The organism is Pseudomonas sp. WPR_5_2, from assembly GCF_003634475.1.
Taxonomy (GTDB): Bacteria; Pseudomonadota; Gammaproteobacteria; order Pseudomonadales; family Pseudomonadaceae; genus Aquipseudomonas; species Aquipseudomonas izuensis.
The window spans coordinates 399288-416838 of record NZ_RBLA01000002.1 but is presented as its reverse complement, the minus strand read 5'-3'; the positions used below and the strand labels follow the sequence as shown (position 1 = coordinate 416838).

General features: G+C 61.0%; 11 protein-coding genes. 3 read left to right on the top strand and 8 right to left on the bottom strand.

The window, feature by feature from the left end; translation table 11 throughout:
* The first annotated feature begins 260 nt into the window (after positions 1-260).
* Positions 261-2117 (top strand): sigma-54-dependent Fis family transcriptional regulator, encoded by a 1857-nt coding sequence (locus tag BJ917_RS10550; RefSeq protein ID WP_121103325.1) that lies wholly within the window; start codon positions 261-263, stop codon positions 2115-2117.
* Positions 2118-2305: 188 nt separating this feature from the next.
* Here the strand turns inward: BJ917_RS10550 and cysS are convergent, their stop codons facing one another.
* Together cysS and BJ917_RS10540 are read right to left on the bottom strand one after the other, a co-directional pair.
* Positions 2306-3688, bottom strand: a complete 1383-nt coding sequence (gene cysS, locus BJ917_RS10545) for a cysteine--tRNA ligase (protein WP_121103324.1) — start codon at positions 3686-3688, stop codon at positions 2306-2308.
* Positions 3689-3704: 16 nt separating this feature from the next.
* Entirely contained in the window at positions 3705-5402 is a 1698-nt protein-coding gene (locus tag BJ917_RS10540) for a glutamine--tRNA ligase/YqeY domain fusion protein (protein ID WP_121103323.1), read from the bottom strand.
* Positions 5403-5651: 249 nt separating this feature from the next.
* Here BJ917_RS10540 and BJ917_RS10535 point away from each other — a divergent pair, with 249 nt between their 5' ends.
* Positions 5652-6155, top strand: a complete 504-nt coding sequence (locus tag BJ917_RS10535; protein ID WP_095192734.1) for a peptidylprolyl isomerase — start codon at positions 5652-5654, stop codon at positions 6153-6155.
* Complete coding sequence (gene lpxH, locus BJ917_RS10530) at positions 6152-6904, top strand: UDP-2,3-diacylglucosamine diphosphatase (protein WP_121103322.1); 753 nt, start codon at positions 6152-6154, stop codon at positions 6902-6904. The genes BJ917_RS10535 and lpxH overlap by 4 nt, the downstream gene beginning before the upstream one ends.
* A gap of 122 nt (positions 6905-7026) precedes the next feature.
* On the opposite strand, the gene BJ917_RS10525 is transcribed toward lpxH, so the two are convergent.
* The 6 genes from BJ917_RS10525 to BJ917_RS10500 form a co-directional block, all read right to left on the bottom strand.
* Complete coding sequence (locus BJ917_RS10525; protein ID WP_121103321.1) at positions 7027-8559, bottom strand: DHA2 family efflux MFS transporter permease subunit; 1533 nt, start codon at positions 8557-8559, stop codon at positions 7027-7029.
* 159 nt (positions 8560-8718) lie between these two features.
* Entirely contained in the window at positions 8719-9918 is a 1200-nt protein-coding gene (locus tag BJ917_RS10520) for an efflux RND transporter periplasmic adaptor subunit (RefSeq protein ID WP_121103320.1), read from the bottom strand.
* Between the two features lie 15 nt (positions 9919-9933).
* A complete protein-coding gene (locus BJ917_RS10515) occupies positions 9934-11403 on the bottom strand; it encodes an efflux transporter outer membrane subunit (RefSeq protein WP_121103319.1) in 1470 nt (489 codons plus the stop codon).
* Positions 11393-11875: a MarR family winged helix-turn-helix transcriptional regulator gene (locus BJ917_RS10510; RefSeq protein ID WP_096510101.1), complete on the bottom strand. Its 483-nt coding sequence runs from the start codon at positions 11873-11875 to the stop codon at positions 11393-11395. The genes BJ917_RS10515 and BJ917_RS10510 overlap by 11 nt, the downstream gene beginning before the upstream one ends.
* Before the next feature lie 234 nt (positions 11876-12109).
* Positions 12110-15784, bottom strand: a complete 3675-nt coding sequence (locus BJ917_RS10505; protein WP_121103318.1) for a translocation/assembly module TamB domain-containing protein — start codon at positions 15782-15784, stop codon at positions 12110-12112.
* A complete protein-coding gene (locus BJ917_RS10500) occupies positions 15781-17508 on the bottom strand; it encodes an autotransporter assembly complex family protein (RefSeq protein ID WP_096510099.1) in 1728 nt (575 codons plus the stop codon). Before BJ917_RS10500 ends, BJ917_RS10505 begins: the two co-directional genes overlap by 4 nt.
* Positions 17509-17551 lie beyond the last annotated feature (43 nt).

Genomic DNA, 17551 nt, shown 5'->3' with positions numbered 1-17551 from the left:
GAACACAAATGAACAATCGAGACTGAACAACTGAACAGTTCAACGATTGACAATGAACATTAGTGAACAACACTCTATGGATGCTTTTGTCGCCGCTGGAACGAAGCCAGAATGACAAAACCTGTGGGAGCGAGCCTGCTCGCGAAGAGGGAGTGTCAGTCGACATTGAGTTGCCTGACCCACCGCTTTCGCGAGCAGGCTCGCTCCCACAGAGGACTGCCTATAACAACAATAAAAGCGTCAATCAGAGGCTGACTTCAATGGCCGCACCTGCCCCCGCGTTATCCCATGACGCCATCATCCAGGACTCCTGGAAACGCTGCCGCGCGTTCGGCCTTGATCATCAGAGCGCTCCGGCGTTCGACCAGCTACCGGCCGAAGGCATCGCACAGCTGCTGGAAAGCCAGCACTCACTGGTACAGACCACCCATCAGGAAGTGCTGCCGTATTACGAGAACATCCTCAGCAATTCCAACTGCCTGATCATGCTCGCCGACAACCAGGGCCAGGTGCTGACCTCCTGGGGTACCCAGCGTTTTATCGAACCGAGCCTGACCCGCGGCTTCAGCGCCGGCGCCAGCTGGATGGAGCGTTGCAGCGGCACCAACGCCATCGGTACCGCGCTGGCTTGCGAGCAGGCGGTGCACATCGAGCACGATGAACACTTCCTCAAGGCCAATCGCTTCATGACCGGTTCCGCCGCGCCGATTTTCGACGCCGAGCGCAAGGTAATTGCAGTGCTGGACGTGTCCAGCGACAGCTACCTGCCGCCATCCCATACCCTGGGCATGGTCAAGATGATGAGCCAGACCGTGGAAAACCGGCTGATCCTCAACCTGTTCCACGGCCAGCATTTCCAGCTGACCTTCAACACCGGCCTGAACAACCTCGACAGCCAGTGGGCCGGGTTGTTGATTTTCGATGAGAGCGGCCAGGTGCTGTCCGCCAACCGTCGCGCTGACAATCTGCTGGGCGTGCGATTGTCGCGGGTCAGTGTCGAGAGCCTGTTCAAGGTGTCGCTACTGGAACTGCTGAATCAACCCGAGGGGTTGCCCTTCTCTCTGCAAGCCTCTGGACGCAATCGCTTCCAGTGCCTGCTGAAACGGCCGCAACAGGCGCCGATTCAGGCGAGACTGTTTTCTGAAGCAAAGAATGCGGAACCTGCCGTGGCGGCACCCGCCCCGGCCGCCATCAGCCTCAACACCCTGCACTTCGGCGACAGCCGCGTGGAAAAAGCCGTGCGCCAGGCCGAACGCTTGCTGGAAAAGGACATTCCGCTGTTGATCCATGGTGAGACCGGGGTCGGCAAGGAAGTCTTCGTCAAGGCCCTGCACCAAGCCAGCTCTCGCAGCAAACAACCGTTCATTGCCGTCAACTGTGCGGCGATCCCCGCCGAACTGGTGGAGTCCGAGTTGTTCGGATATGAGAAAGGCGCGTTCACTGGCGCCAATCAGAAAGGCAGTATCGGACTGATTCGCAAGGCAGACAAAGGCACGCTGTTCCTCGACGAAATCGGCGACATGCCGCTGCCAACCCAGGCGCGATTGCTGCGGGTGTTGCAGGAACGTTGCGTGCAGCCGGTGGGCAGCAGCGAGTTGTTCCCGGTGGACATCCGCATCATTTCCGCGACCAACCGCTCGCTGCGCGAACAGATGCAGTTGGGGCGTTTCCGTGAGGATTTGTATTACCGCATCGGCGGCTTGACCCTGGAATTGCCGCCACTGCGTGAGCGCAGCGACAAGCAGGCGTTGTTCAAGCGTCTGTGGGAGCAGCACCGCGAACCGAGCCAGTGGGCCGGCTTGAGCCGAGAGGTATTGGAACTGTTCGATCGCCATCCGTGGCCGGGGAATTTGCGCCAGGTCAGCAGTGTGATGCAGGTGGCGCTGGCCATGGCCGAGGAACAACCGGTGCGACCGGAGCATTTGCCGGATGATTTTTTTGTCGATCTGGAGATGGAGCCGGTCGAGGCACCGGAACCGCTGGCGGTGGATCTTGATGATGCCGAGGATTTGAATCGGCAGTTGCGGGCGGTTGGGGGGAATATTTCCCATCTGGCGCGGCGGTTGGGGGTTAGTCGAAATACCCTCTATAAGAGGTTGCGCCAATCAGAAAGCTGACTGCTGCGCAGTCAATCGCGGGCAAGCCTTGCTCCCACAGGATTTCGTCGTCCACACGTTTCGGACACGACTCATCCCTGTGGGAGCAAGGCTTGCCCGCGATGGCGTCACCTCAGATAACGATGCACTCCTGTCCAAAAAACAAAAACCCGCACAAGGCGGGTTTTGTTTTATAGCCAATACGGCAATCAGTCAGCCAGACGCCAGGTCGTGCCACCCTTGCCGTCTTCCAGCACCACGCCCATGGCGGTGAGCTGGTCGCGGATGCGGTCCGATTCGGCCCAGTCTTTACCAGCACGCGCTGCCAGGCGTGCAGCGATCAGCGCTTCGACTTCAGCTGCGTCCACACGCCCTTCGGCGCCTGCTTGCAGGAAATCATCGGCTTCGAGCTGCAACACACCGAGCACACTGGCCAGTTCCTTCAAGCGCGCCGCCAGACCGGCCGCCGCATCGAGATCGCTCTCGCGCAGGCGGTTGATCTCACGCACCATCTCGAACAGCACCGCGCAGGCTTCCGGCGTGCCGAAGTCGTCGTTCATCACCGTGGTAAAACGCTCGACGAACGCTTCGCCACCCGCCGGCGCCACGTTCGGCAGGCCTTTCAACGCGTGGTAGAAACGCTCCAGGGCGCCCTTGGCGTCCTTGAGGTTGTCTTCCGAGTAGTTGATCGCGCTGCGGTAGTGGCTCGACACCAGCAGGTAACGCACGACTTCCGGGTGGTACTTGTCGAGCACGTCGCGAATGGTGAAGAAGTTGTTCAAGGACTTGGACATCTTCTCGCCATTGATGCGGATCATGCCGCAATGCATCCACGCATTGGCGTACGTCTTGCCAGTGGCCGCTTCGCTCTGGGCGATTTCGTTTTCGTGGTGCGGGAACTCCAGATCACTGCCGCCGCCATGAATGTCGAAGGTCTCACCGAGGCAGCAGGTGGACATCACCGAGCACTCGATGTGCCAGCCCGGACGCCCGGCGCCCCACGGCGATTCCCAGCTCGGCTCGCCCGGCTTGGCAGCTTTCCACAGCACGAAGTCCAGCGGGTCCTGCTTGGACTCGTCGACTTCGATGCGCGCACCGATGCGCAGGTCTTCGATCTTCTTGCGCGACAGCTTGCCGTAGCCCATGAACTTGCCGACGCGGTAGTACACGTCGCCATTGCCCGGCGCATAGGCGTAACCCTTGTCGATCAGGGTCTGGATCATCGCGTGCATGCCAGGAATGTGGTCCGTGGCACGCGGCTCCATGTTCGGCTTCTTGATGTTCAGGCGCGCTTCATCTTCGTGCATCGCCGCGATCATGCGCTCGGTCAAGGCTTCGAAGGACTCGCCGTTCTCGTTGGCGCGATTGATGATCTTGTCGTCAATGTCGGTGATATTGCGCACATAAGTCAGATCGTAGCCGCTAAAGCGCAGCCAGCGGGTCACCAGGTCGAAGGCGACCATGCTGCGGCCGTGGCCCAGGTGGCAGTAGTCGTACACGGTCATGCCGCACACGTACATGCGCACCTTGTTGCCATCGAGCGGCTTGAAGACTTCTTTGCTCTTGGTGAGCGTGTTGTAGATCGTTAGCACGTCTTAAATCCTTGAATCACTGGCCCCACGAATCACGCAGGGTCACGGTACGGTTGAATACCGGCTGACCGGGTTTCGAGTCCTTGATATCCGCGACGAAGTAACCTTCGCGCTCGAACTGGAAACGGTCTTCCGGCTGTGCGTTGCCCAGCGAAGGCTCGGCACGACAACCGGTCAGCACTTGCAGTGAATTCGGGTTGATGTTGTCCAGGAAACTCGCGCTGTCCTCGGCTTTCTCCGGGTTGGCGGAGCGGAACAGACGGTCGTACAGGCGCACTTCGCACTCGACGCTGGCGGCGGCCGGCACCCAGTGGATCACGCCCTTGACCTTGCGCCCCTCAGGGTTCTTGCCCAGGGTGTCCGGGTCGTACGAGCAGCGCAGCTCGACGATGTTGCCGTCGGCGTCCTTGATCGCTTCGTCGGCACGGATCACATAGCTGCCGCGCAGACGCACTTCACCGGCCGGCTCCAGGCGCTTGTAGCCTTTTGGCGGCTCTTCCATGAAGTCTTCACGGTCGATGTAGATCTCACGGGCGAATGGCAGCTTGCGCACGCCCATGTCTTCTTTCGGGTGGCACGGCAGTTCGAGGTTCTCGATCTGGCCTTCCGGGTAGTTGGTGATCACGACTTTCAGGGGACGCAGCACGCACATGGCGCGTGGCGCGCTGTGGTCGAGGTCGTCGCGGATGCTGAATTCGAGCATGCCGAAGTCCACCACGCCGTCGGAACGGTTGGTGCCGATCATTTCGCAGAAGTTGCGGATCGATTTCGGCGTGTAGCCGCGGCGGCGGAAGCCCGACAGTGTGGACATGCGCGGATCGTCCCAGCCATTGACGTGCTTTTCATCGACCAACTGCTTGAGCTTGCGCTTGCTGGTAATGGTGTAGTTCAGGTTCAGGCGGCTGAACTCATACTGGCGCGGGTTGGCCGGCACCGGTAGGTTTTCGAGGAACCACTCGTACAGCGGACGGTGGCTTTCAAACTCCAGGGTGCAGATCGAGTGGGTGATGCCTTCGATGGCGTCCGACTGACCGTGGGTGAAGTCGTAGTTCGGGTAGATGCACCACTTGTCGCCGGTCTGGTGGTGATGAGCGTGACGGATGCGGTACATGATCGGGTCGCGCAGGTTCATGTTCGGCGAGGCCATGTCGATCTTCGCGCGCAGCACACGGGCGCCGTCCTTGAACTCGCCGGCCTTCATGCGGGCGAACAGGTCCAGGTTCTCTTCGACGCTGCGGTCGCGGAACGGGCTGTTTTTGCCAGGCTCGGTCAGGCTGCCACGGTATTCCTTGGCTTGTTCAGGCGTCAGGTCGTCGACATAGGCTTTGCCGGACTTGATCAGTTCGACGGCCCAGTCGTGCAACTGGTCGAAATACTGCGAGGCATAACGCACTTCACCGGACCACTCGAAGCCCAGCCACTTGACGTCGCTTTCGATTGCGTCGATGTATTCCTGGTCTTCCTTGGCCGGGTTGGTGTCGTCGAAACGCAGGTGCGTGACGCCGCCGAACTCCTGGGCCAGGCCGAAGTTCACACAGATCGACTTGGCGTGACCGATGTGCAGGTAGCCGTTGGGCTCAGGCGGGAAACGGGTGACGATCTGCGTGTGCTTGCCCGAGTCCAGGTCTGCCTGGATGATCGGCCGCAGGAAGTTGACCGGCACGGCAGGGCCGGTCTTGGAATTCGAGGTAGGGTCGACAGTGGGCTTGCTCATAGGATCCTTGGCGTACAAGTGCATGGCCTGCGTGAAGGCCGGACAAAACAAAGCCGCTATCATAGCCGATGCCGTCAAGCCGCTGACAGAGCAGGCCCGAAAACGGCTGCATTTAATCGGATGCAAATGAAAAACAGCCTCGAAATTCGCGCCTGTCGCGCTAAACTGCGCTCCTTGGTCGAAACAGACCAACACGGTAAGGGGCCGCGCTGCCTCGACACCCACGAATTCCTTGAAAGAGTAGCCAACATGACCCAAGTCAAATTGACCACCAACTTCGGCGACATCGTCCTCGAACTGAACGCTGAAAAGGCACCGATCACCGTTGCCAACTTCGTTGAATACGTCAAGGCCGGCCACTACGAAAACACCGTTTTCCACCGTGTCATCGGCAACTTCATGATTCAGGGCGGCGGTTTCGAGCCTGGCATGAAAGAAAAGAAAGACAAGCGCCCGAGCATCCAGAACGAAGCTGACAACGGTCTTTCCAACGACAAATACACCGTTGCCATGGCCCGTACCATGGAGCCGCATTCGGCTTCCGCCCAGTTCTTCATCAACGTGGCTGACAACAGCTTCCTGAACCACAGCGGCAAGAACGTACAAGGCTGGGGCTACGCGGTATTCGGTAAAGTGACCGCCGGCACCGACGTTGTCGACAAGATCAAAGGTGTGGCCACCACTTCCAAGTCCGGCCACCAGGACGTACCGGCAGACGACGTGATCATCGAGAAAGCCGAGATCATTGAGTGATATTGCTGATTTCAGACTTGCATCTGGAAGAGGAGCGCCCGGACATCACCCGGGCGTTTCTGGATTTGCTCGCCGGACGCGCCCGCTCGGCGAGTGCGCTGTACATTCTGGGCGACTTTTTCGAGGTGTGGATTGGCGATGACGCCATGACCCCTTTCCAGCGCTCCATCTGCCAGGCCCTGCGCGATTTTAGCGACAGCGGCACAGCCATTTTCCTGATGCACGGCAATCGCGATTTCATGCTCGGCCGGGCCTTCTGCAAACAGGCCGGCTGCACCCTGCTGAAAGACCCGAGTGTCGTGCAGTTCAACGGCGAGCCGGTGCTGTTGATGCACGGCGACAGCCTTTGCACCCGCGACGAAGCCTATATGAAGCTGCGTCGCTACCTGCGCAATCCCATCAGCCTGTTCATCCTGCGGCATCTGCCGTTGAGCACCCGGCATAAGCTGGCGCGCAAGCTGCGCAGTGAAAGCCGTGCGCAAACGCGGATGAAGGCCAATGACATCGTCGATGTCACGCCCGAAGAGATTCCGCAAATCATGCGCAAGTACGGGGTGAAAACCCTGATCCATGGCCACACCCACCGCCCGGCCATCCACAAGTTGCAACTTGGCGATCAGGCGGCCCGGCGCATTGTGCTGGGGGACTGGGATCGTCAGGGGTGGGCGTTGCAGGTGGATGAGCAGGGGTTTGCGCTGGCGCCGTTTGATTTTGCCCCGCCGCCGCAGTTGGCAGCGCCCACTCTCTAACACCGAACACATATCCACTGTGGGAGCGAGCCTGCTCGCGAATGCGGTGTGTCAGGCGACATTGATGTAGCTGACACTCCCTCTTCGCGAGCAGGCTCGCTCCCACAGGGGTTATGTGGTGTTTAGTGGCCCGCGGAGGCCGCAGGGCCTGCTTTCGCGGTAAACGGCGGCTTGGCCAGCCACACGATCAGGATCAAGCCCATGAACATCCAGCCCAGCAAGGTGAAGTAATCCACCGTGGACATGATGTACGCCTGGCTGACCACCGTCTGCTCCAGCTGCGTGTACGCCTTGGCCCCTGCCCCGCCCAGATGGGTCAGCGCTTCGCGGGTCGCCGGATCGAACGGGGTGATGCTTTCGGTCAGGTAGGCATGGTGCTGGTCGGCGCGGCGGATCCAGATCCAGGTGGTCAACGATGCCGCGAAGCTGCCGCCCAAGGTTCGCAGGAACGTGGCCAGGCCCGAGCCGTCGGCAATCTGGTGCGGTGGCAGGTCCGACAGCAGGATGGTCAGGGTCGGCATGAAGAACAGCGCCACGCCAATACCCATGAACAGTTGCACCATGGCGATGTGCTGGAAGTCCACTTCATTGGTGAACCCGGCACGCATGAAGCAGCTCAGGCCAATAGCCAGGAACGCCCCGCCCGCCAGCACCCGCATGTCGAAGCGCGGTGCGTATTTGCCGACGAACGGTGACAGCAGCACCGGCAGGATGCCCAACGGCGCCACGGCGAAACCGGCCCAGGTCGCGGTGTACCCCAAGCGTGTCTGCAACCATTGCGGCAGAATCAGATTGATCCCGAAGAACCCGGCATAGCCCAGAATCAACACGATGGTGCCGTAGCGGAAGTTGCGGTGGGCAAACAGCCGCAGGTTCACCACCGGGTGCTCATCGGTCATTTCCCAGATCACGAAGAACGCCAGGGCGACCACGGAAATCACCGAGCCGATAATGATGAAGCTGGATTCGAACCAATCGGCGTCATTGCCTTTGTCGAGGACAATCTGCAACGCACCGACGCCGATGATCAACGCGATCAGGCCAACGTAATCCATGGGTTGGCGGCTGGTGACCACCGGACGCTTCTTCATCTGTTGCGTGACCACCCACGCGGCGAACAGGCCAATGGGCACGTTGATGAAGAAGATCCACGGCCAGCTATAGCTGTCGGTGATCCAGCCACCGAGGATCGGCCCGGCAATCGGCGCCACCACCGTCACCATCGCCAACAACGCCAGGGCCATCCCCCGTTTCGCCGGGGGGTAGACCGCAATTAGCAGCGTCTGGGTCATCGGGTACAACGGCCCCGCCACCACCCCTTGCAGGACCCGAAAGCCCACCAGTTCCGGCATGGTGGTAGAAATCCCGCACAGGAATGACGCCAGCACGAACAGCAGCGTCGCCCAGATAAACAGCTTCACCTCGCCGAAACGCCGGCTGAGCCAACCGGTCAACGGCAGCGCAATCGCGTTGCTCACCGCAAACGAGGTGATCACCCAGGTGCCCTGTTCCGAACTCACGCCCAGGTTCCCGGAAATCGTCGGCAGCGCCACGTTGGCGATGGTGGTATCGAGCACTTGCATGAAGGTCGCCAGCGACAGGCCGATGGTGCTGAGCACCAGGCTGGGTGGCGTGAAAGACGCGTTATTGCTCATCGCGAATCCTATGAAACAGGGCGGTCGGTCACAGCTAACCCCCTGTGGGAGCGAGCCTGCTCGCGAATCCGGCGTGTCAGCTGCATCGATGTCGCCTGACACACCGGATTCGCGAGCAGGCTCGCTCCCACAGGGCCGGTGTGATGAATGCTTGGCGAATCAGCGGTTGGCGGTCTTGCTGACCGCAGCGCTGTTGTCGTGAATCAGTTGCGTGATCATCGCGTCAGCCTCGGCCAGCTGACGGTCATAGATGCTGGTGCTGAACGACGCCTTCTGCGGTGGCTGTTGCGCCAGCACCGGGCCGCTCTGATCGTGCAGATCGACATCGACCATGGTCGACAGGCCGACCCGCAAGGGGTGTTTGGCCAGTTCTTCGGCATTCACATGAACCCGCACCGGCACCCGCTGCACGATCTTGATCCAGTTACCCGTGGCGTTCTGCGCCGGCAGCAAGGCAAACGCGCTACCGGTACCGGCGCCGAGACTGTCGATGGTGCCGCTGTATTTCACGCTGCTGCCGTAAAGGTCGGTTTCGATTTCCACCGGTTGGCCGATGCGCATGTCGCGCAATTGGGTTTCCTTGAAGTTGGCGTCGATCCACAGCTGATCCAGCGGGATCACCGCCATCAGTGCTGTACCCGGCTGCACACGCTGGCCGAGTTGCACGGTGCGCTTGGCCACGTAACCGGTGACCGGCGCGATCAGGGTGCTACGGGCGTTGTTCAGGTAGGCCTGGCGCAATTGCGCGGCGGCGGCCATCACGTCCGGGTGCGATGACACCACGGTGTCGTCGACCAGCGCGCTGGTGGTCTTCAGTTTTTGCTTCACGTCGGCCAGGGCGTTCTGCGCCGAGGTCAGGTCGTCGCGGGCGTGGGACAGCTCTTCCTGGGAAATCGCCCCACCGGCGGCAAGGTTTTTCCGCCGATTGAAGTTGTCCTGGGCCTTCTGCACTTCGGCCTGTTGCGCATTGACCTGGGCTTTCATGCCATCGACATTGCTGTACAAGCCGCGCACCTGGCGCACGGTGCGGGCCAGTTGTGCCTGGGCGTTTTGCAAGCCGATCTCGGCGTCGTTGGGGTCGAAGTTCACCAGCACCTGGCCTTCATGAACCAGATCGCCATCATCGGCACCGATGCTGACCACCGTGCCAGTGACCAGCGGGGTAATTTCCACCACGTTGCCATTGACGTAGGCGTCGTCGGTGCTTTCGCTCCAGCGACCATAAAACTCGTGATAAGCCCAGACACCAGCGCCGCTCAACGCGACAGCGACGGCAAGGATCAACAACATGAACTTGCGTTTGCCCGAGTTGGGATTGCCCTGGGGTGTTTCAGTTGGGGTTGTTTCGGCAGTGGCCATGACAAATACCTTGAATTAGTGAGTCAGCGTGGCTGGAGCAGCGTTGGCCGAGGCCATGGCCTCAGGCTGGAAGCCACCGCCCAGCGCCTGCATCAGTTGGATCGACAGATCGATCTGCTCGGCATTCAGGTTGGCCAGCTGACGCTGGGCCTGGAGCAATTGCTGCTCGATGCTGAGCACGTCCAGGTAGTTACCGATGCCGGAACCGTACCGCTGGACCACGGTGTTGTAAGAATCCTGGGCGATGTCGGTGGCGTGCTGCTGGGCAGCGATTTGCCGGCCGATATCACGCAATTGGTTGATGCTGTCGCTGACATCCCCCAATGCCTTCACCAGGCTTTTGTTGTACTGCGCCACCGCGAGGTCGTAGTCGGCGTCGCGGGAATCGAGGTCGGCGCGCAGGCGGCCACCGTCGAAAATCGGCACGGAAAGGGTTGGCGCGATGTTGAAAAAGCGGCTCGCCGAACCGAACATCGCATCGCCCAACAAAGATTCGGCACCGGCGGCGGCACTGAGGTTCAAGTTGGGATAGAAGCGGGTTTTGCCGGCGTCGATGTTCTTGCTCGCCGCTTCGACCCGCCAGCGCGCAGCCACCAGATCCGGACGACGGCCGAGCAACTCGGCGGGCAGCACCGACGGCAACGCCACGGCGCTGGCCTTGAGGATTTGCGGCCGGGCGATTTCATTGCCGCGGTCCGGGCCCTTGCCCAGCAGTACGGCCAAGGCGATCTTCGCGCTATTCAGGCGTTTCTCGGCGTCGATCAGATTGGCCTGGGAAGTGGCTTCCAGGCTTTCGGTCTGCTGGAACTGGTACTGGCTATCGATCCCGGCGCTCAGTCGGCGCTTGCTCAGGTCGAGCATTTGCCGGGTGCGCTTGAGGTCTTCGGCGGACAGGTCATGAACGATGTGCGCCTGGCCCAGATCGCTGTAGGCGCGGGCGACGTCGGCGGACAGGGTCAACTGCGCGGCCTGTCGATCCACTTCGGCAGCCCGGGCCTGGCCCAATGCGGCTTCCCAGGCGTCACGCTGGCCACCCCAGAGGTCGAAGTTGTAGTTGAAGCTGGTGCTGATGTTGCGCAGCGTCGCGTAGCGGTCGCCCTGCCCGCTCGGGTCCTGGTCCCGGGCCAGGCGCGAACGGCTGACGCCGGCGCTGGCATCGAGGGTCGGCATCCGATCGGCATCGGCGGCGTAAGCAGCGGCGCTGGCCTGATGGGCACGGGCGTCGGCAATCTGCATGTCGGGGCTGTCGTGCAGGGCTTCGCGGATCAAACCGTCGAGCTGCGGATCGCCGAGGTTTTTCCACCAGTCGCTTTTCGGCCAGGCCGCCGGCGACAGCTTCACATCGCCAAGGGATTGCCCGGCCTTGAGGCTTTTCGCATCGAGGCTGACGCCTTCGGTGGTCAGGCCACTGTAATTGGCGCAACCGGCCAGGCTCATGGCCAACAGCACCAGGCTCAAGCCAGTACGCAGGGTCTTACTGTTCATCGTTTCCACCTACCCGCAGCAAGGTGATCGAGTCACCGGCTGCCAGCAAAATTTTCTTGAGGATCCGTTCCAGGGTTTGCAGCTCTTCCGGAGTTACGGCACCGGCCAGTTCGTTCATGGCATCGGCGCCGATGTGCGGCAGGCGATCGGCCAGTTTCTGCCCCTCTTCGGTCAGCACCAGCCGCACCTGGCGGCGGTCCGCTTCAGAGCGCTGGCGAGCGAGGAAACCTTTCTGTTCCAGTCGATCGAGCATGCGGGTCATCGAACCGCTATCCAGGGACAAGTGCCGGCACAGTTCGCCCGGCGTATCGACCCCGAACTGGGCCATGATGATCAGCACCTTGAACTGCGCGGCGGTGATGCCGTGGGGTTCCATGTGCGTGTCGATGATCTTGTCCTTGAGCAGCGCAGCGCGCCCGAGCAGCAGACCGAGATGGCAATTGTGGAAATCGTCCGGGGAGAAATGCTTCATCTGACCACCAGTTAGCTGCCTAGGCAGTGAATGTATGTCGAGATGTTACTGCCTAGGCAGCCAATGTCAACGTAATAGTTAGGTTGCTTGGTAAATAGTTGACCAATGGTGTCGGGTTTTGTGGCGCCCACACTGACGCTTTCGCGAGCAGGCTCGCTCCCACAGGTACAGCGTGATCCTTGTGGGAGCGAGCCTGCTCGCGAAGGGAGCGACTCGGTTCGTAGATAGTGCGGCTTAGAAATCCCGCTTGTAGAAGATGTCCAGCGAACTGGCCACGCCGCCAGCCGCTTCGAGGTAGACCTTTTTGCTCAGCTTGTAGCGCAAGGCAATGGTGTTGGCCGGCTCGAACACACCGACGCCATAGCGCAGGCTGAGCCTCTCGGAGAGGTTGCCGCTGGCGACCACGCTGGTGGTGTTGCCGCTGCCCTGGGTATCGAGCTGGAAATCCTCGATGCCCAGGTTTTTCGCCAGACCACCGGTCACCCCCGAACTGCCCATCAAGCCCAACCCGAGCGCTGCCTGGGCGAGCATGTTGTTGTCTTCACCCGTGGTGCTCAGCGGACGCCCCAGCACCAGGTAAGACAACGCCTGCTCCTGACTCATGGCCGGCTCGGAGAAAATCTGCGTGGTCGGCTGCTCGGCACTGCCGCTCAAGCGAATGCCGGCGATCACGTCGTCGGTCTGGCGGATCGCTTCGATGTCCAGGTACGGCTGATCGATGGGACCTGCAAACAACAGGCGCGCCCGGCGCACGGTCAGGCGCTGGCCGTACGCACGGTAACGCCCGTCGTTGAGCCAGAGCTCGCCACGGGTGTCGAGGTTGTCGCCGATGTGCACATGACCTTGCAGGTTCGCCGTCAGGCCAAACCCGGCGAAGCTCAGTTTGTCTTCCCCCACCACCACATCGATGTCCATCACCGTGGCCATCGGCGGCTTGCCCTCTTCGGTCTGCTGGCCGACGATCACCGTGTCATCCGACACCTTGACCGTCGATGGCGGCAACTCACGAATGGTGATGTCGCCCTTGGGCACCCGCACTTTGCCGGCGACCGCCAGCTTGTCGTCCTTGATCGAGATCTTCAGGTCCGGCGCCACTTCGAGCTTGGCGTAAGGTTCGACGGTGACGGGTAACTGCGAGCCCTTGAGCGCCAGGTCAACCATCAGTGCCTGACCCCAGGCAATATTGCCGTTGAGGCTGCCCTGCCCGGTCTTGCCGCTTTTCCAATCGCCATTGAGTTGCACGGTTTCGCCAGCGATCACCGCCCGCAGTTGCAAGGCCTGGATTGCCAGCGGGAGTTCAGGCCCGGACACCTCGCCATCACTGAGCAGCAAATTGCCGCTGACCTGCGGTGCCAGCAATCCGCCAGAAATCGTGCCGCTGCCATTCAAACGTCCGGCCAGTTTCTCGACCATGGGCACAAACGGACGCGCCACCGACAGATCCAGGCCACTCAAGCGAAATGAACCGGTCACCGGTTTGTTCTTCGGCAGCGGGTTGATCTGCGCCTCCACCATCAATTCGCCGAGTTTGCCGCCGACGAAATTCAGGTCGGTGTCGATGCGCTTGGGTGTGAGTTTGCTAGTGAGTTTCAGCGTCTGATACGGGAAGTCCAGCCACTGGTCCTTTTCCTTGATCCGCAGCGTGCCGCCACTGGCATCGATGCTGATCTGCCCGTTCGGACCGCTGGCCGGCAGGTCCAGTTGCACGTCGGCGTTGAGTCGGCCCTGCCAGGTGAAATCCTTCGGCAACCACTGCGCGAGGCTGTCGATCGGGAATTGCTTGAGGTGGTAACGCAGCTTCGGCTCAGGCACCAGCCGCTGATCTTCGCCGCAGAGGCTGGCCTGGCCGGACATCCAGCAGTGGGCGCCAAAGTTGATTTGGCCGTCCGCCAGCCGCTCCAGTTTAGCCGGACCCTGGAGTTTCCAGTCCTGGCCACCGGCCTGGATATCGCCGCTGGCCAGGCGACCGCGCCAGTTGCCGGTGTCCAGCGCGCCATCCAGTCCAAGGGCCAGTTTCAGCTTCGGCCCTTGCAGGTCGAGGCTCAGTTTCTGGTTCTTGATGTCGCCCTGGCCGCTGGCGGTCAAGGTGCCGAGCGAGGTATCACCGGTCTGGATGCCGCTGCCCTTGAGGTCGATTTTCGCCCGTTGCGCACTGTCGAGGGTGGCGTCTAGGTTCAGGCTTTGCAGGCGATTGTCGGCGAACGCCAGTTGCGTACCTTGCAGCCCGAGCTTGCCTTGGGGCGCCTTGAGCGTACCGGCGACATCCACGCGACCATTGACCTGGCCGCGCAATTGCGGCCAGAGCTGGGCCAGGCGCGGCAACTTGATGTCGATCTGCCCGACAAGCTTCTGTTGCAGGCTGCCCTTGCCGTTGATGCTGTTGTCGCCCAGACGGATTTGCAGCGCGTTCAGATTCCATAGCTCGCCGCCGCCATCGGCCTTGGCTTGCAATACTGCCGGTTGGCCACGCAGCTTGCCCTTCAGATCAAGGTCGGCGCTCAGGCTGAGTTTTTCATTCTTCATCTCGCCTTTGCTGCGCAACGGTCCGGCGAGGATGCCCGGCAGCTCCGCAACCCAGTACGCCGGGTTGATCGCCGAAAGGTCCAGCGCGGTGTCCCAGGCAATGCCATCGGCGAATTGCAGGTTCAGGTGCCCTTCGGCCTTGCCCTGCCCGGCGGTCAATTGAATTTGTTGCAGGTAGATTTTCGTCAGGTCCCCGGCGAACGGGCTGCTCAGGCTGAACGCTCCGGCCGGGCCATCCGCCACGGCGTCGAAGTGGCCGAGGTATTGGCCGTCGGTGTAGGAGACTTCGCCCTTGAAGGTGCGCAAGGCCACTTGCGGCTCATCGATCAATGGATAGAGGCGGTGCCAGGGGAAATCCAGCCAATCGACCTTGGCCTCGGCGTTCAAGCCTTTGCTCCAATCCAGTTGCCCCGTGAGCTTGAGGCTTTGCTTGTCGTTGGCCGTCAGGTCCAGTGCCGCGATCTGCGCACCGTTGGCGTCGACCTTACCTTGCAGCATCAGCGCCACCGGGCCTTGTTCGGCAGGCAGCGTGGCTTTACCGAGCAACTGATAACCGTTTTTCAGGTCACCGGCACCGGTGAGTTCCAGTTGATTGAGTTGCAGGGTGTCCGGCAAGTCGGCGCTGGCCTTGAAGCCGTCAGCGGTGATCCGCACCTTGGCTGGCAGGTTTTCCACCAAGGGTTGCAGCTCGCCGGTCAATTGTCCGTTCAGGTAGCCGCTGCTGTCAGCCTTCAGGTTCAGGGTCTTGAGCAGGTCGCCATCGACTTTCAGGGCCAGTGCCCATGGCTCGGTGCCTGGCGCAGGAAGCGTGAGTTTGCCTTCTGCCTTGAGCGGCCAGTTGCCGGTCGGTTGCAGCAGGCCGGACAGCTTCAGGCTCAGCTCATCGCGTTGCAAACTGACCAAGTCGATCTGCAAGCCGCTGGTCGTCCAGTGCGCCGCCAGTTGCAGGCCCTTGAGCTGTTCACTGCCGTTGAACAGCAGGCGGCCGATCCGAACGTCGCCCAGTTCGAGCGCCACGGGCAACTGCAAATCCGGAAGACTGATCGGCCCGCTGCTCTCTTCTTGCGCCCCGGGCGGAAATTGCAGGCTGACCTGATCAGCCTGCAATTGTTCGATGCACAAGGTCATGCGTGTCAGGCACAACGGCGACCAGGCGAACATTACTTTGTCCAGCTCGACCCGGCTGGTGCCCTGCTGCCAGAGCACATGGTCTGCGCTCCACTGCCCTCCTAATTGCCCCTGGAAATTGTCCAGGCTCAAGCCCGGCACAAAACCGAGTGCCCAGCGACTGCCCGTCGCTGTACCCAGCACCGTGACCAACGTCAAGACCACCAGCATCAACAACGTCAGAATCGCCAGCAGCGTTACGGTCAAACCACGCTTCACAATTCAGGCCCCATGGAAAAGTGCAAACGAATACCGCCATCGTCGTCCAGTGCATGGGCCAGGTCGAGGCGGATCGGTCCTACCGGCGAGACCCAGCGCACGCCAATGCCGACCCCGGTCTTGAGGTTCGGCAGATCGAGGGTATTGAAGGAGTTGCCCTGGTCGACGAAGGTCGCGACCCGCCACTTTTCGGCGATGGAGTATTGGTACTCGGCACTGGCCGCGACCATGTAGCGGCCGCCGATGCGGTCACCCTCGCTGTTTTCCGGGGACAGGCTCTGATAGTCATAACCGCGCACGCTCTGGTCGCCACCGGCAAAGAACCGCAGCGACGGCGGCACCGATTTGAAACCGTTGGTGGCACTGCCGCCGACCTGCACCCGACCGAGCAAACGGTGTTTGTCGAACACCGTGGTCAGGCCTTTGACCAACGCCGTGCCGTACACCAGGTTGTTGTCCGAGCCCAAACCTTCCTTGGCCACTTTGGTTTCGAATGCCAGGCGATAGCCGTTGTGCGGATCGATGCGGTTGTCGCTTTTAAGGTACGAATAACTCACGCCCGGCATCAGCAACGTACTGAGCCCGGAGTCGTCGCCGAGCCGATATTCCTCGCGCTGCCACTTGAGCGACACGACCCGCTGCCAGCCGCTGGGCAGTTTGCTGTGCCATTCGGGGCCCAGGGTCAGCATCTTGCTGAGGCTGTCCTTGTCGGCAATTTCTTCGTTCTGATAACCACCGGCAAACCGCAGTTTGTCCGTCAGCGGCGGGTCCAGCGGAATGTCATAGAACAACCCGACGTTTTGCCGCGGCGCCGAAATTTCGGTCTCCCAGCCATAGCTGTGACCCTGCGGGTTGACCCAATGCCGGGTCCAGTTGGCCTTGACCCGTGGACCGACGTCAGTGGAAAAACCAAGCCCGAGGCCCATGGTCCGTGGCTTGCGGGTTTCCAGTTTGACGTCCACCGGGATGACATCCTCCTTGGAAGCCGTCGGCGCGGCATCCACCCGCACGCCTTCGAAATAGCCGCTCGATTGCAGTGCCTGGTTGAGTTCGGCGATCAGTTCGGAGTCATACGGTGTACCGGCTTTGAACGGCACCATGCGTTGCAGCAGGTCTTCGTCGAATGGCGTGTCGCCTTCGAAACTGACCTTGCCCAGGGAGTAACGCGGGCCGCTGTCGTAGATCAATTCGATATCGGCCACCCCGGCCCGCGGGTCGACCGACAACGTCGAACGAGTGAAACGGCCACTGAAAAAACCGTAGCGCGAGGCCTGATTCTGGATCAGTCGCTTGGCGTCTTCGTATTGGCCATGATTGAGCACTGCGCCGGTTTGCAGCGCATGGCCCTTGGGCACACGAAAGGCTTTGAGGGAGGCCGCCGGGCCGTCGACGCGGATGGTGACGTTGCGCAGATGCACTGGTTCGCCGGGGTCGATTTCCAGTATCAGGTGCGGTGTCTTGCCCCCCGTCACTTTGCTGTCGATCTGCGGCTGGTAATAACCCAGGGCCTGGGCAGCCTTGCGCGCCTGTTCCTCGGCGCCTCGACTGAAGCGCAACAAGGCTTCTTCATCACGATCGCCGAGACTGCCGATATAGCCCTCTATATTGGCTTTCAGTGCATCGTTGGACGGTTTGATCCGCACATCCAATTCACTTTGGGCCAGTGCCGCGCAGCTGCTGATCAGCATGAGCACGCCACTGGTAAATCTTCCTGGAAACTTCATAGGCGCGGATGCTATCACGAGCTTGAGAGCGTGATAGAGCATA

Excerpts from the sequence above, each read along its gene's own strand:
- BJ917_RS10520 (WP_121103320.1), bottom strand. The coding sequence starts at position 9,918 with ATGGCCACTGCCGAAACAACCCCAACTGAAACACCCCAGGGCAATCCC.
- BJ917_RS10550 (WP_121103325.1), top strand. The coding sequence starts at position 261 with ATGGCCGCACCTGCCCCCGCGTTATCCCATGACGCCATCATCCAGGAC.
- BJ917_RS10525 (WP_121103321.1), bottom strand. The coding sequence starts at position 8,559 with ATGAGCAATAACGCGTCTTTCACGCCACCCAGCCTGGTGCTCAGCACC.
- BJ917_RS10500 (WP_096510099.1), bottom strand. The coding sequence starts at position 17,508 with ATGAAGTTTCCAGGAAGATTTACCAGTGGCGTGCTCATGCTGATCAGC.
- BJ917_RS10515 (WP_121103319.1), bottom strand. The coding sequence starts at position 11,403 with ATGAACAGTAAGACCCTGCGTACTGGCTTGAGCCTGGTGCTGTTGGCC.
- BJ917_RS10510 (WP_096510101.1), bottom strand. The coding sequence starts at position 11,875 with ATGAAGCATTTCTCCCCGGACGATTTCCACAATTGCCATCTCGGTCTG.
- BJ917_RS10535 (WP_095192734.1), top strand. The coding sequence starts at position 5,652 with ATGACCCAAGTCAAATTGACCACCAACTTCGGCGACATCGTCCTCGAA.
- BJ917_RS10540 (WP_121103323.1), bottom strand. The coding sequence starts at position 5,402 with ATGAGCAAGCCCACTGTCGACCCTACCTCGAATTCCAAGACCGGCCCT.